Source organism: Bradyrhizobium sp. USDA 4452 (assembly GCF_054063575.1).
Map to the genome: position 1 here is coordinate 1534417 of NZ_JBSSGK010000001.1, position 14302 is coordinate 1548718.

Consider the following 14302-nt stretch of genomic DNA (forward strand, 5'->3'; position numbering starts at 1 on the left):
GCTGACCGGGACGGGCCCTGCTCTCTTGACTGTTTCCTTGGCCACCCGATGCCGTCATTGCACTTCCCCTGCAGCCAATTAGTGCAGGAGCGGCGTCCGCAAGTCGAGGGTCAAGGGAAACTCAATTGTGCGTTCCTCCGGCGGCGGTTCTATCTTGCCGGGGCTATGACCGTGCTCCTGGAAGCGCGCCAGCCGCCGCGCCTCGGCCTCGTAGGAATTAACCGGCTTGGTCTCGTAGTTGCGGCCGCCGGGATGGGCGACGTGATAGACGCAGCCGCCAAGCGAGCGGCCGTTCCAGGTGTCGATCAGGTCAAACGTCAGCGGCGCGTGCACGGGAATGGTCGGATGCAGGCCGGAAGCCGGCTGCCAGGCCTTGAAGCGCACGCCGGCGACCGCCTCGCCGGCGCGGCCGGTCTCGGTCATCGGCATCCGCCTGCCGTTGCAGGTGATGACGTGGCGGCCCTCGACGAAACCGGTCGCCTTCACCTGCAACCGCTCGACCGAGGAATCGACGTAGCGCACGGTGCCGCCCGAGGTGCCTTCCTCGCCGAGCACGTGCCAGGGTTCGAGCGCCTGCCGCAGTTCGAGGCCGACGCCGCCATGATGGACACGGCCGAAGGCGGGAAAACGAAACTCGAGTTGGGCCTGATACCATTCCGGCTCGACGTCGTAGCCGGAATGCCTGAGCTCGGCGAGCACGCCGAGGAAATCCTCCCAAAGGAAATGCGGCAGCATGAAGCGGTCATGCAGCGCGGATCCCCAGCGCACGAACTTGCCCTGCTGCGGCTCGCGCCACAGCTTGGCGATCAACGCGCGGATCAAGAGCTGCTGCGCCAGCGACATCCGCGGATCGGGCGGCATTTCGAGCGCACGGAATTCGACCAGTCCGAGCCGGCCGGTCGGACCGTCGGGAGAATAGAGCTTGTCGATGCAGATCTCGGCGCGATGGGTGTTGCCGGTGATATCGACCAGAATGTGCCGGAACAGCCGGTCGACCAGCCACAGCGGCGCGTCCATGCCCGGCGGCGGCACATGCGACAGCGCGATCTCGAGTTCATAGAGCCCGTCATGCCGCGCCTCGTCGATGCGCGGCGCCTGGCTGGTCGGACCGATGAACATGCCGGAGAACAGATAGGACAGCGACGGGTGCCGCTGCCAATACAGCACCAGGCTCTTCAAGAGATCGGGCCGGCGCAGGAACGGCGAATCCTCCGGCTTGCTGCCGCCGACCACAATATGGTTGCCGCCGCCGGTGCCCGTGTGGCGACCGTCGATCAGGAAACGGTTGGCCCCGAGCCGCGTCTTCGCGGCGTCCTCATAGAGGCCGAGGGTGATGTCGACGGCCTCGCGCCAGCTTTGCGCCGGCTGCACGTTGATCTCGATCACGCCGGGATCCGGCGTCACCTTGATCACCTCAATGCGCGGATCGAACGGCGGCGCGTAGCCTTCGACATGGACTTGCAGCTGCAACTCTTCGGCCGCGGCTTCAATCGCGGCGATGAGCTCGAGATAATCCTCGACCTTCTCCACCGGCGGCATGAAGGCGCACAGCACGCCGTCGCGCACCTCGATCGACATCGCAGTGCGGACCGGCAGCGGCTCGGGAATCTCTTTCAGTGCCTGCTGCAATTCCTCGGACAGCGCCTCGCGCGGCGCCATCGGATCGCGCTCGATAACGTAGGGATAGTCGTCGGGCGGGACATATTCGAGCGAGGCGATCGGAAGCCGCAGGCCGAGCGGGGAATCGCCGGGGGACAGAAACAGATGGCTGCGCCGGATCTTCCAGTGCTCGCTGCGCCAGCGCGCCGGCACGCGGTCACCAAGCGGGCTCCAGCGCTGGATCGGCAGCACGTAACCTTTCGGCGTGGTCAGCCCCTCGTCGAACACCCGCGCGAGCCGCGCGCGCTCTTCCGGATCGGTCAGTTTGGAATTCGCAGGTGTCACATTGGCCGGCAGGCCGGCCTCACGTTGCAGCCAGAAGGCGGGATCTTCATAGGCCGGCATGGCATAGTCGGCGCCGAGACCAAGCCTTGCTGCAGTCGCCTCGACGAAACGTTTGGCTTCCGCGATCTCGGCCTTGCGCGAATTCTCGACGCTTGCGATCAGATCGGAATTCTTCCAGATCGGCTTGCCGTCCTTGCGCCAGTAGAGGCCGAACGCCCAGCGCGGCAGGCTTTCGCCGGGATACCATTTGCCCTGACCGTAGTGCAGCAGGCCGCCGGGTGCGAACCGTGTGCGCAGCTTGCGGATCAACTCGTCGGCCAGCGCGCGCTTGGTCGGGCCGACCGCGGCAACATTCCACTCCGGCGATTCCAGATCGTCGACCGAGACGAAGGTCGGCTCGCCGCCCATGGTGAGCCGCACGTCGTCCTTCTGCAGATCGGCATCGACCTGCTCGCCGAGCCGATCGAGCCGCGCCCAGGATTGATCGGAGAACGGCCTCGTGATCCGCGGCGCCTCGCGGATGCGCTTGACGCTCATCTCGAAGCCGAACTCGGTATTGGCGATACCAGCAGTGCCGGTCACCGGCGCGGCCGAGCGGTAGTGCGGCGTGGCGCAGACCGGGATATGGCCCTCGCCGGTCAGCATGCCGGAGGTGACGTCGAAACCGATCCACCCTGCGCCCGGCAGATAGACCTCGGCCCAGGCGTGCAGGTCGGTGAAGTCGCTCTCGACTTCGCGTGGCCCCTCGAGCGGATCGATGTCGGGCCGCAGCTGAATGAGGTATCCGGAGACGAAGCGCGCGGCGAGCCCGAGATGGCGCAGCGCCTGGATCAAGAGCCACGCCGAGTCGCGGCAGGAGCCGGAGCCCGCGGCCAGCGTCTCCTCAGGCGTCTGGATGCCGGCCTCCATGCGGATCACGTAGCTGATCTTCTTCTGCAGCTGCGCGTTGAGCTCGACCAGGAAATTGACGGTCGAGTCGGCCTGGCGCGGAACGTCCTTCAGATAGGCCGCGAACAATGGCCCGGGTTCATCGGTCTCAAGATAGGGCGCAAGCTCGGTCTTGAGATCGGCGGGGTATTCAAATGGAAAGCTGTTGGCGTAGGGCTCGACGAAAAAATCGAACGGATTCACCACCGTCATCTGCGCGGTGAAGTCGACCTCGACCTTGAGCTCGGTGGTCTTCTCGGGGAAGACGTAACGCGCCAGCCAGTTGCCTTGGGGATCCTGCTGCCAGTTCACGAAGTGATTGGCGGGCGTGACCTTGAGCGAATAGCTCAGGATCGGCGTGCGTGTGTGCGGCGCCGGCCGGAGCCGAATGGTCTGGGGCCCGAGATCGATCGGCCGGTCGTATTTGTAGTGCGTGACGTGATGCAGTGCGACGAAGATCGACACGGACCGAGGACTCCAGCAGCTTTTTTGAGCAGAACACTGGTTCCGGTCGACATCAAGCACTAACAACGGGCAGCGATTGCCCAAGCGGCGGGCTACGGGACTAGCGGCCGATCGCGCTGGATACCTGCGACGCCAGTTGCTCGGCGAGCATGTGATAACCCTCGGGGGTCAAATGCTGACCGTCGGGCTGATGCGGGAGGCCGTGCAGCATCCCGTTGGACAGCATGATCACCGCGATGCCGCGGGCGCTGAGGCGGCTTTGAATATCCGCGGTCCGGTCGGGGCTGCCCTTGCGCCGATCGTTGCCGCCCGGCTGTAGAATCACGGCACGGGTCCCGTTCGGAACGGCGCGGTCCAGGCGCTGCAGCATTCCTTCCGTGGTGTCGCCATTGATGCCGGCGTTCACGACACGGACGCTCAAACCCTTCGTCCGCAAGATCGCTTCAAGCTGCGCGGGATAGGCCTGGCTGCGCGCCACGCCCTTGCCGTAGGTATTGCTCGCGCCAAGCGCCACGATGGTTGTGGCACCGGCCGAACCGACGCCGAGCGTCAAGGCGGCCAGCAATGCGAAGCATCCAATCAACCGCCGCACGCGCATGTTTCCTCCATTCAATCCGTAGCCCGGATCGAGCGTAGCGCAATCGGGGGGTCTCCACGGTAAGAGCGTCCCGGATTTCGCTGCGCTCCATCCGGGCTTTGCAAACACTACATCGTTGCGCCCAGCACCCAGGGCGCGAACTCGGCGCCGCCGAAGTCAAAGCTCTCGCTCTTGGTCGGCTGGCCCGAGGCGGTCTTGAGGATCAGGTCGAAGATGCGCTGGCCGCATTCCTGCACACTCTCCTCGCCGTCGAGGATGGTGCCGCAATTGACGTCCATGTCGTCTTGCATCCGCTTGTACATCGGCGTGTTGGTGGCGAGCTTGATCGACGGCGCGGGCTTGCAGCCGAATACGCTGCCGCGGCCGGTGGTGAAGCAAACGAGGTTGGCGCCGCCGGCGACCTGCCCGGTGGCGGCGACCGGGTCGTAGCCGGGCGTGTCCATGAACACGAAACCCTTCTTGGTGACGGGCTCGGCGTAGTTGAGGACGTCGACGAGGTTGGTGCTGCCGGCCTTGGCCATCGCACCGAGCGACTTCTCCAGGATGGTGGTGAGGCCGCCGGCCTTGTTGCCGGGACTCGGATTGGCGTTCATCTCGGCGCCTTCGCGCTGGGTGTATTCCTCCCACCAGCGCATCAGGCCGACCAGCTTCTCGCCGACCTCGCGGCTGACCGCGCGGCGGGTCAACAGATGCTCGGCGCCGTAGGTCTCCGGCGTCTCCGAGAGGATCACCGTACCGCCGTGGCGAACCAGGAGGTCGCTCGCGGCGCCAAGCGCCGGATTGGCCGATACGCCGGAGTAACCATCCGAGCCGCCGCATTGCAGCGCCACGGTCAACTCGCTTGCCGGCACCGCCTCGCGCTTGACCTTGTTGGCGTCGGTGAGCGCTTCCTTCACGAAGGCCACACCGGCTTCCACGGTCTTGCGCGTGCCACCGACCTCCTGGATGTCCATCGCACGCAGGCGGCCGGCGAGCTTCTGTTCCTGCATCAAGCCGCCGATCTGGTTCACCTCGCAGCCGAGGCCGAGCACGATGACGTTGGAGAAATTGACGTGCCGGGCATAGCCGCCAAGCGTGCGGCGAAGCAGCGCCAACGGCTCGTCCTGCGTCATGCCGCAGCCGGTCTTGTGGGTCAGCGCCACGACGCCGTCGACATTCGGGAAATCCGCCAACGGGTTGTCGCCGGTGAACGGGTTCTTCTTGAACATGTCGGCGACGATTCCGGCGACGTGAGCGCTGCAATTCACAGAGGTGAGGATGCCGATATAGTTGCGCGTCGCGACGCGGCCATCGGCGCGGCGGATGCCCTCGAAGGTCGCCGGCAGATCGAAGTTCGGCACCGGCTTGACGTCGACGCCGTAGGCGTAGTCCTTGGCAAAATCGCCCATGCCGCAGTTCTGCGTATGCACATGCTGACCGGGCGCAATCGGCTGGGTTGCAAAGCCGATGATCTGGCCGTAGCGCCGGATCGGCTCGCCCTGCGCGATCGGCTTGATCGCGACCTTGTGGCCCGCGGGGATGCGGTCGACCGTGGTGATACCGTCGGCGACTTCCAGTCCTGGCGGCAGGCTCGCGCGCGCGATCAGGACGCTGTCGTCGGCGTGCAGACGGATCACTTGTGCCGAGGCCATGGGAGTTCTCCTTGGTGTTTTCTTCACCTCCCCCGTCCTTCACGGGGAGAGGTCGGACCGCGTCAGCGATCCGGCTGAGGGGCAAGGCACGCCGGCGATCACGAAAACACTGCTCGCCGGATGGAGGCCCTGACCCCAACCCTCTCCCCGCAAAGAGCGGGGAAAGGAGGAGGATAGATTTACGCCTTGCCGCCGGACTTCTCGCGGGTCTGGTTGACCTGCATCTTCGCGTAGACCTGCATCAGGCCGACCTCGTTCGACAGCGTCACGAGCTTGAAGCCCATGTTGATCGCGCGCACCGCGCCCTCGGCGCCCGAGCAGTGAATGCCCGGGTTGAGGCCGCGCTTGCCGCATTCCTTGATGATCTTCTCGTAGATCTTGAGGATCTCCGGCTCGTCGCGATCGAGCTTCGGCACCAAGCCATAGGAGAAGCCGAGATCGGACGGGCCGATATAGACACCGTCGATGCCTTCGACATCGAGGATGGCTTCCATGTTCTCGACCGCGGTCTTGGTCTCCATCATCGGCAGCAGCACGATCTCGTCGTTGGCGGTCTGCTGGTAGGTGCCGGCTGAGCCGTACATGCCGGCGCGGATCGGGCCGTTGGAGCGTACGCCCTTCGGCGGATACTTTGCGTAGGAGACAAGGTTCTTGGCTTCCTGCGGCGTGTTGACCATCGGGCAGATCACGCCATAGGCGCCGCCATCCAGCACCTTGCCGATGATGCCGGGTTCATTCCAGGGCACGCGGACCATCGGCGTGACCGGATGGGCATGCATCGCCTGGAAGCACTGCACCATCGACTGATAATCCTGCACACCGTGCTGCATGTCGACGGTGACGCTGTCGAAGCCGCATTGCGCGATCACTTCGGCCGAGAACCCGGAGGGGATCGCGAGCCACGCGTTCACCACGGCCTTGCCCGATGCCCAGACCTGTTTGACCTTGTTCGCCATTGATCACGTTTCCTTTGTGCTTCTTGAAGGTTTTCTTGGAGGGCAGACCTCAGCTGGTCGCCCGCTGGATCGAGACTTCGCTGACGCCGACCTCGCGCGCGGTATTCACTATCGCCGCCCAGGTATCGTCAGGCAAGGGGATGCCGTTCCTGGTGCGATCGGCGCGGGTTTTCCGCTCGGGATCGCCCGGAACCAGCACGGACTCCGTGCCTGCGATCGGCTTGGTAGCGCGGATGAAATCGGTGTAGCGGGTGATTTCGCCATCGAAGAAATTGCTGGTGTCGATCACCTTGGGGTCGATGTAGAACGCCATCATGCCGTTGGCGAAACGGCGGTCCGACGACGTCGCGCCGGTGCCGGTCAGCGCGCCGCCAAGCAATTCGCAGATGAAGGCAAGGCCCGAGCCCTTGTGATCGCCGAAGGCGCGGATCGCGCCGGTTCCCTTGGTGTGATCGCGCGGCCCGTCGGGCGTGTACGGACCATACAAAACATGCGGATCCTCGCTCAACGTGCCGTCGGCATCGACCAGCGCGCCGATCGGCAACTTCTTGCCACCGCGGCTCGCCACCAGGCACTTGCCTTCAGCAACGACGGAGGTTGCGAAATCGAGCACGATCGGGTCCTGGCCCTGACGCGGAATGCCGACACAATACGGCGCGGTCGACAGCCGCTTCTCGACGCCCCCATAAGGGGCGACCAGGAGCGAGCCCGCCGCCGTCACGAAATGAATAGAAACGAGGCCTTCGGCAGCAGCCATCTCGGCCCAGTCGCCGACGCGGCCGAGATGGCCGGAGTTGCGCAGTGCGACGGCGGCGAGCCCCGCCTTCTTGCACTTCTCGATGCCGAGCCTGACTGCGATCGGGGTGACGGTCTGGCCATAGCCGAACTTGCCGTCGACCACCGCGAGCGACGGCGTGTCGACCACGACCTCGGGGGTTTGATTCGGCACGATCGAGCCCATCTTCTTCCACCTGACATAGACAGGCACGCGGATCACGCCGTGGCTGTCATGGCCGGTGAGGTTCGCGGTCGTGAGGTAAGTCGCGATGCGCTTCGCCTCCTCCGGAGAGGACTCCGAATGGGAGAACACCTCGGACACGAAGTTGATGAGATTATCGACCTTGATGGTGACCATGAAAAACTAGCTCGCTCGATACAGCACAGTGAGGTGTCAGGCGTGGGTCTTGGCGTGACCGCCGAGATAGGCAGCGGCGATGGCTTCATTGCCCCACAATTCGTCGGGCTTGCCGCCGAGCACGATCCGCCCGGTTTCGAGAACGAAGCCGTGATCGGCGACCGAAAGTCCCATGCGCGCATTTTGCTCAACGAGCAAGACCGTGGTGTCCTTCCTGATCTGCGAAATGATGCGGAACACCGCCTGCACGATCACAGGCGCGAGACCGAGCGAGGGCTCGTCGAGCAGCAGCAGCCGCGGCTTGGCCATCAGCCCGCGCGCCACCGCCACCATCTGCAGCTGGCCGCCGGACAGCGTCCAGCCGAGCGCATTGGAGAAGGCACGGATATCCGGGAACAGGTCGAACATCGCATCGGCCTCGCGCGAGATCTGCGACGCCCCGACCTTTCGGTTCGACGCGCCGAGCATGATGTTCTCTTTCACGGTGAGACCGGGAAACACGCGGCGGCCTTCCGGCACATGCGAGATGCCGAGCCGCACGATCGCTTCCGGCCCGAGGCCCGCGATCGAATGACCGTCGAACAGGATGTCGCCGGAGGCGGGCTTGGCGAGGCCAGAGATTGCGCGCAGCGTGGTCGACTTTCCGGCGCCGTTGGCGCCGAGCAGCGTGACCACCTGGCCCTGCTCCACGGCGATGGTGACGCCGCGCAGCGCTTCGATCTCGCCGCAGCGGACCACGAGATTGCGGATTTCGAGCAGCGGCATCATTCGCTCCCGAGATAGGCGGAGACCACGTCGGGATGACGCAGCACCGCCATCGACTCGCCGTCGGCGATACGGCGTCCGAAGTTCAGCACGGTGATGTGTTGGGCGGCTTCCGAGACCAGCGTCATGTCGTGATCGATGATCAGGATCGTAAGTCCTTGCGCCGCGATGCGCTTCAGCAGCTCATGCAGTTCGAGCTTCTCGGTCGAGTTGAGGCCGGCGGCCGGCTCGTCGAGCAGCAGCAGGGTCGGGTTCGACGCCAGCGCCCGCGCGATCTCGATCAGGCGCTGGTGGCCGTAGGAGAAGCTCGAGATCAACTCGTTGGCGCGATTGCCGAGGCCGACGAAGGACAGAGCCTCCATCGCGCGCTCGGTCAGCGCATCGTCGCCCTTCCCGATCATGGTGTTGCCGGGGCGCTCGGCGCCGATCTCGACGTTCTCCAGCGCCGTCATCGAGCGGAACAGGCGGATGTTCTGGAAGGTGCGTCCGAGCCCCGCTGCAGTGCGCTGATGCGGCGCCATGCTGGTGATGTCGGTGCCGTCCAGCAGGATCTTGCCTGATGTGGCCTTGTAGAGCCCGGACAAGACGTTCAACGTCGTAGTCTTGCCGGAGCCGTTCGGTCCGATCAGCGCATGCACGCTGCCGCGCTTCACCGCGATATCGACGCCGTCGACCGCCTTGAGGCCGCCGAAATGCTTCGAGAGCCCGGTGACCTCGAGCACGATGTCGCCGCCGGCGCTCGCGGGCTTGAGCTGGAGCGCTCCGGCAACGGGCGGCACCTTGGTGTGGGCGCGCCAGCGCGTGAACGCGTCGGACACGAAGCCCCAGATGCCATCAGGCATGAAGCGGATGATCAGGATCACCGACAGGCCGTAGATCGCAAGATAGAGGCCCGGCACGCTCTTCAGGAAACGCAGCCATTCAGGGATCAGGATCAAAAGCCCGGTGCCGATCACCGAACCGATCGGCGAGGCCACGCCGCCGAGCAGCGACATGGTCAGGAACTGAATGGATTCCGCAAACGAGAACTGATCCGGGCTGACATAGGCAAAGCCGCCGGCGAACAGGCCGCCCGCGAGGCCCCCGAGCACCGCGCACACCGCGAAGGCATAGACCTTGGTGCGGAACACGTCGATGCCGTTGACGCCGGCCGCGAGCTCGTTGTCGCGCACTGCACGCATCGCCCGGCCAAGCTTGGTGTCAGGCAGGTGCCAGACCAGATAGCCGACGATGGCGAGCATCGCGACGCAGAAGGCGAGATAGCTCTGCGAGGACTGGAACAGCTCGGGCCGGCGAATATTGGCGACGCCGTCCGGTCCGTGGGTCACGCCGATGGCGTTGATCATCACCAGCGTTACGATCTGCTGGAACGAGATCGTCACCATCGCAAGGTAATGCCCGCCGAGCCGCAGCGTCGACATCCCCAGGAACGCGCCGGCGATCAGCGTGATCACGCAACCGCCAACCAAACAGAGCCAGAAGTTCAGATGCAGGTCGGCGGTGCCGAGGCCGACGGCATAGGCGCCGAAGCCGAAGAATGCGGCTTGCGCCAGGTTGATCTGGCCGCACAGGCCGAGCACGACCGACAATCCGAATACCGCGATCGAGAAGGTCGTGGCCTGCAGCAGGATGTTGAGGATGTAACCGTCGAACTGCATGCTGGCGGCGAGCGCCACCAGCACCGCAACGCCGAGGAAATACGGCAGATGCCGGACGATCAGCGGCTTCGAGCGCACGGCCGGCGCCTGGATCATGTTGTCGCTGGCGCTCATGCTTTCTCCGCGACACGTTCGCCGAAGATACCCTGCGGCCGGAACACCAGGAACGCGATCAGCACCAGGAAGGCAAAGCCGTCCTTGTATGGCACCGAGATGTAGGCGGCGCCGAACGTCTCGATGACGCCGAGCGCGAGGCCCCCGACGATGGCGCCGGCGACATCGCCGAACCCGCCGATGATGGTCGCGGCAAACGCCTTCAGCGCGATCGTCGAACCCATCTGGATCGAGACGAACAGCACCGGCGCCACCAGGATGCCGGCGAGACCGCCCAGCACGGCCGAATAGATGAAGGTGATCATGATCATGGTGGAGACGGAAATGCCGAGCAGCGAGGCCATCTCCTTGTCCTGCGAGGTCGCCTGCAGCTTCTTGCCGAGCAGCGTCTTCTCGAAGAACCAGAAATTGAACAGCACCAGCAGGATCGTGACGCCGATGATCAGAAGATACTGGCTGTCGAGATAGACGGGGCCGAGCTGGATACCGGGCGTGTCGAACCAGCCCTGCAGAACCTGCGGCTGCGGACCGTAGATCGCGAGCACAGAGTTGGAGAGCAGGATCGAGGCGCCGATGGTGGCGATGATGACCGGCAGATAGGTGCGGTGGCGCAGCGGATAGTAGACGCCCAGATTGAAGATGACGCCGAGCAGCGCCATGCCGGCGAGCGCGATCACGAAGGACAGCCAGTAAGGCAGCCCCAGCTCGACGCAGACCACCATCAGATAGGCGGCGACCATCGAGAATTCGCCCTGCGCGAAGTTCACCACGTTGGTGGCGCGGAAGATCAGCACGAAACCGAGCGCCACCAGCGCGTAGACCGCGCCGATGCCGATTCCGGTGAACAGCAGTTGTAGAACCAGATCCATGACAGCGCTCGATTGAGAGGCGAAGCGAACATCCCGGCACCAGCCGGATCGAAGTGATTGTCGTTCGGGAGGTGGTAGGGCTCTCTCCCCCCTTGCGGGGGAGAGTTGGAGAGAGGGGTAAGCCACGAATTCCGCCCGTGCGTCTTACCCCTCTCCCTAACCCTCCCCCGCAAGGGGGGAGGGAACCCATCCATTCGTGCCTCCCTGACTGTCAGATCAGTCGTTGAAGTCGATGTGCTTGTCGTAGACGATCTTGCCCTTGTCGTTCTTCACGACATTGTAGCCGTGCAGGCCGTCGCCGTTCTTGTCGAAATTGTACTCGCCTTCGGCACCGGCGAACTTCTGCGTCGCCAGGATGGCGTCGCGGATCTTGTTCGGATCGGTCGAGCCTGCCTTGTTGATCGCCGCCGACAGGATGGTGATCGCGTCATAGGGCCAGGCGCTCTGGTTGTCGGGCGCGGTCTTGTAGGCATCGCGATAGGCCTTACCGAACGCCTTCGCGGTGTCGCTCGAATCTTCAGCGAAGTCGGCGACACCGTAGGTGCCGAACAGCGCCGGACCGGCGAGCTTGGTCGAGGAGACCGCCACCACCGAGGGCGAGCCGACCCACGGGATGTTGACGCCGAGCTGGCGCAGCTGACGGGCAAAGATGCCGAGATCGTTCTCGAAGGTGAAGTAGGTGCCGAGCACGTCGGCGCCGGACTGCTTCACAGCCAGCACGACCGGGGTGAAGTCCTGGCTCTGGTTGGCATAGCCCTGGTCGAGCACCGGCGGCGCGCCGAGCTTGGTCAGAGCCTCGGTGAGTGCCTTACCGCCCGCGGTGCCGAAGGCGTCGGTGGAATGGACGATCGCCCATTTCTTCTTGCCGAGCGTGTTGACGCCGTAATCGGCGATCACGCGGCCGGAATAATTGTCGTTGGGGCGGAAGCGGAACAGCCAGGGATTGCCGGAATGAGTGAGATCGGGATTGGTGCCGCCGATCATCACGGGTTTGCCGACCTTGATCACGTCGGGCGCCATCGCCTGCACCTGGGTCGAGCGGATCGAGCCGAGGAAGGCGACGATGTCGGATTGCGCGGCGAGCTTGGAGAACGCCAGCACGATGCCCGGATTGGTGGTCTGGTCGTCCTCGATGACGAGCTCGACCTGCTTGCCGAGCACGCCGCCGGCCTTGTTGACCGCCGCCAGCGCCAGCTTGGCGCCGTTCTGGGCCCACAGGCCCTGCTCCGCCGCCGGCCCGGTCACCGGCACGCACATGCCGATCTTGATGGTCGCCCCTTGCGCCCAAGCGCCGCGCATCAGCGCAGGAGCAGCGAGACCTGCCGCCAAGCCGGCGGAAAACTCACGCCTCGTCAGTTTCATTCAATCCTCCCTTTGGTGCGCCGAACTTGCATGTCGGCTGCGTTGAAACGAGCTGACGCGTCGATCCGTTGCGCTATCCGCAGCCATCAATCGGCGCGGCGAACAAACGTGAGCGCCGCTGCAGCGCACAAGACGCGCAACGGCGGCCAGCGATCTGGCGTTTGACACAGCTAAACATGATTGCACATTGCACGCAATAGTCAAAAGTTCGCTGGCAACGGTGCGTAAATGCCTGCTACCAGCGACCATGACGGGATCACATGATAGTGTGACCGACGGGCAGTCATCGATGTCGATTCCAAGAGCGAAATCGCAGACCAGACGGAAGCAGCCGGCCTACGCGCTGATCAAGAGCGCGTTGGCAAAGCACATCCGCGCTGGCAACGTGCCACCTGGCACGGTGCTTTCCGAATCGGCGATCGCGACCCTGTTCGGCTCCAGCCGCTCGCCGGTGCGGCAAGCCTTCGAACAGCTCGAGCACGTCGGACTGGTGCGCCGCTTCGACGGCCGCGGCGTCGTCGCCGGCAAGCGCAATGTCGAACCGCGGCGCGTCCCGATCACGCCGGAGATGTTTGGATTGACCGACGGCCCGGTCGAGGCGGTGCGAAGCGACGCCTGGGACACCCTCTATTACAAGCTCGAACGCGAGATCATCTACCGTTCGCTGTTCGGTCGCTTCCGCGTCAGCGAGCTCGCATTGGCACGGCACTTCCGCGTCGGGCGCACGGTTGCGCGCAATCTGCTGTTACGCGCGCAGGCGATCGGAGTCCTGGAGAAAGGCGCCAAGGCTCATTGGTATGTCGTGCCCTTGGACGAGGATCGCCTCCGCGACATCTTCGAGGTGCGCGCCACCCTAGAGCCGCTACTGCTCAAATCCGCTGCGGCAAAGATCCCTGCCGCGCTGCTAGACCGGATGGCGGAGCGGCTGCGCGAGGGAATCCAATTCCGCAGCCGTGTCGGCGTCGGCGAGCTCGACGAGATCGAGGGTGATCTTCATATCCGTTGCCTCGGCTACGGTGTCAATCGCGAGATGATCGAAGCGCTCAAGCGCACCCACTGCGCGTTCGTGATCGGCAAGCATATCCAGGTGGCACTGACCGCGCCGCAGATCGATTCCTTCATGGACGAGCATCTGGTGATCATCGAGGCCTTGCGCGCCCGCGACGGCGATGCGGCCGCCGCGACCTTGCGCCGCCATATCGAATGGTCCCACTCCAAGGTCGCCGGCTGGATTGCCCAATTCCGCGCCATCAACGTGATCTCGCGCGTGCCCTATATGGCCTGAGCGGCATGGCCGCGCAAAGCCCCGGTACTACTCGTCGGTATGGGCCGCGGCATCATCGGTCGAGTTCATTCCAGCGAGACTTGCTTCCAGCGTGCCCAGCATTTCGTGAAGCTCCGCAAGCTTGCGCGCGCCATACCGCCGTGTGATCTCGGCGTAGATCGCTTCCGATGTCGGCGCCACCGCCTCGATCAGCTTCAACCCCTTGGCCGAGATCGAGACCACCGCGCGCCGCCCGTCGTTCTCCGCCGCCTTGCGCTCGATCAATGCGCGGGCCTCGAGGTCGCGCAGGATTCGCGACAGGCTCGGGCCGAGCAGAAACGCCACACGCGCGAGCTCGGTGACCTCGATTTCGTCGACCGCGGTGAGCGCCCGCAGGATCCGCCATTGCTGCTCAGTCAGCCCGTGATTGCGCAGCGACGGCCGGAACTGCCGCATCACGGCCTCGCGCGCACGCAGCAGCGACATCGGCAACGAACGCGAGAATTCGCGCATCGGGGCCCGTCGTGCCGATGCGTCGTCGCCCTGCCCTGGCCGAATGTCGTTCGAATTCTTTCGCGCCATCGCTCAATCCATCGCAACGAACTTTTGCGCTG

General features: G+C 64.6%; 11 protein-coding genes. 1 reads left to right on the plus strand and 10 read right to left on the minus strand.

The window, feature by feature from the left end; all coding sequences use genetic code 11:
- Positions 1 to 78 precede the first annotated feature (78 nt).
- The 9 genes from ACVISU_RS07430 to ACVISU_RS07470 form a co-directional block, all read right to left on the minus strand.
- A complete protein-coding gene (locus ACVISU_RS07430; RefSeq protein ID WP_456706483.1) occupies positions 79 to 3336 on the minus strand; it encodes a transglutaminase family protein in 3258 nt (1085 codons plus the stop codon).
- A gap of 100 nt (positions 3337 to 3436) precedes the next feature.
- Positions 3437 to 3934, minus strand: a complete 498-nt coding sequence (locus ACVISU_RS07435) for a GDSL-type esterase/lipase family protein (protein ID WP_456706484.1) — start codon at positions 3932 to 3934, stop codon at positions 3437 to 3439.
- Between the two features lie 107 nt (positions 3935 to 4041).
- Positions 4042 to 5565 (minus strand): UxaA family hydrolase, encoded by a 1524-nt coding sequence (locus tag ACVISU_RS07440; RefSeq protein WP_050406731.1) that lies wholly within the window; start codon positions 5563 to 5565, stop codon positions 4042 to 4044.
- 179 nt (positions 5566 to 5744) lie between these two features.
- On the minus strand, positions 5745 to 6521 hold the full coding sequence (locus ACVISU_RS07445; protein ID WP_050406732.1) for an HpcH/HpaI aldolase family protein: 777 nt from the start codon (positions 6519 to 6521) through the stop codon (positions 5745 to 5747).
- A gap of 49 nt (positions 6522 to 6570) precedes the next feature.
- A complete protein-coding gene (locus ACVISU_RS07450; RefSeq protein WP_456706485.1) occupies positions 6571 to 7656 on the minus strand; it encodes a malate/lactate/ureidoglycolate dehydrogenase in 1086 nt (361 codons plus the stop codon).
- Between the two features lie 36 nt (positions 7657 to 7692).
- Positions 7693 to 8421, minus strand: coding sequence for an ABC transporter ATP-binding protein (locus ACVISU_RS07455; protein WP_456706486.1), 729 nt, complete (start codon positions 8419 to 8421; stop codon positions 7693 to 7695).
- Positions 8421 to 10193, minus strand: a complete 1773-nt coding sequence (locus ACVISU_RS07460; protein WP_456706487.1) for a branched-chain amino acid ABC transporter ATP-binding protein/permease — start codon at positions 10191 to 10193, stop codon at positions 8421 to 8423. The genes ACVISU_RS07455 and ACVISU_RS07460 overlap by 1 nt, the downstream gene beginning before the upstream one ends.
- Positions 10190 to 11062, minus strand: a complete 873-nt coding sequence (locus ACVISU_RS07465; RefSeq protein ID WP_050406735.1) for a branched-chain amino acid ABC transporter permease — start codon at positions 11060 to 11062, stop codon at positions 10190 to 10192. The genes ACVISU_RS07460 and ACVISU_RS07465 overlap by 4 nt, the downstream gene beginning before the upstream one ends.
- Positions 11063 to 11278: 216 nt before the next feature.
- Complete coding sequence (locus ACVISU_RS07470; RefSeq protein WP_050406736.1) at positions 11279 to 12424, minus strand: ABC transporter substrate-binding protein; 1146 nt, start codon at positions 12422 to 12424, stop codon at positions 11279 to 11281.
- Positions 12425 to 12713: 289 nt separating this feature from the next.
- Between ACVISU_RS07470 and ACVISU_RS07475 the strand changes: the two genes are divergently transcribed.
- A complete protein-coding gene (locus ACVISU_RS07475; RefSeq protein ID WP_456706488.1) occupies positions 12714 to 13709 on the plus strand; it encodes a GntR family transcriptional regulator in 996 nt (331 codons plus the stop codon).
- Between the two features lie 27 nt (positions 13710 to 13736).
- On the opposite strand, the gene hpaR is transcribed toward ACVISU_RS07475, so the two are convergent.
- Complete coding sequence (gene hpaR / locus ACVISU_RS07480; RefSeq protein WP_456706489.1) at positions 13737 to 14270, minus strand: homoprotocatechuate degradation operon regulator HpaR; 534 nt, start codon at positions 14268 to 14270, stop codon at positions 13737 to 13739.
- Between the last annotated feature and the right edge of the window lie 32 nt (positions 14271 to 14302).

Excerpts from the sequence above, each read along its gene's own strand:
- ACVISU_RS07475 (WP_456706488.1), top strand. The coding sequence starts at position 12,714 with ATGTCGATTCCAAGAGCGAAATCGCAGACCAGACGGAAGCAGCCGGCC.
- ACVISU_RS07450 (WP_456706485.1), bottom strand. The coding sequence starts at position 7,656 with ATGGTCACCATCAAGGTCGATAATCTCATCAACTTCGTGTCCGAGGTG.
- ACVISU_RS07465 (WP_050406735.1), bottom strand. The coding sequence starts at position 11,062 with ATGGATCTGGTTCTACAACTGCTGTTCACCGGAATCGGCATCGGCGCG.
- ACVISU_RS07470 (WP_050406736.1), bottom strand. The coding sequence starts at position 12,424 with ATGAAACTGACGAGGCGTGAGTTTTCCGCCGGCTTGGCGGCAGGTCTC.
- ACVISU_RS07445 (WP_050406732.1), bottom strand. The coding sequence starts at position 6,521 with ATGGCGAACAAGGTCAAACAGGTCTGGGCATCGGGCAAGGCCGTGGTG.
- ACVISU_RS07435 (WP_456706484.1), bottom strand. The coding sequence starts at position 3,934 with ATGCGCGTGCGGCGGTTGATTGGATGCTTCGCATTGCTGGCCGCCTTG.
- ACVISU_RS07440 (WP_050406731.1), bottom strand. The coding sequence starts at position 5,565 with ATGGCCTCGGCACAAGTGATCCGTCTGCACGCCGACGACAGCGTCCTG.
- hpaR (WP_456706489.1), bottom strand. The coding sequence starts at position 14,270 with ATGGCGCGAAAGAATTCGAACGACATTCGGCCAGGGCAGGGCGACGAC.
- ACVISU_RS07455 (WP_456706486.1), bottom strand. The coding sequence starts at position 8,421 with ATGCCGCTGCTCGAAATCCGCAATCTCGTGGTCCGCTGCGGCGAGATC.
- ACVISU_RS07460 (WP_456706487.1), bottom strand. The coding sequence starts at position 10,193 with ATGAGCGCCAGCGACAACATGATCCAGGCGCCGGCCGTGCGCTCGAAG.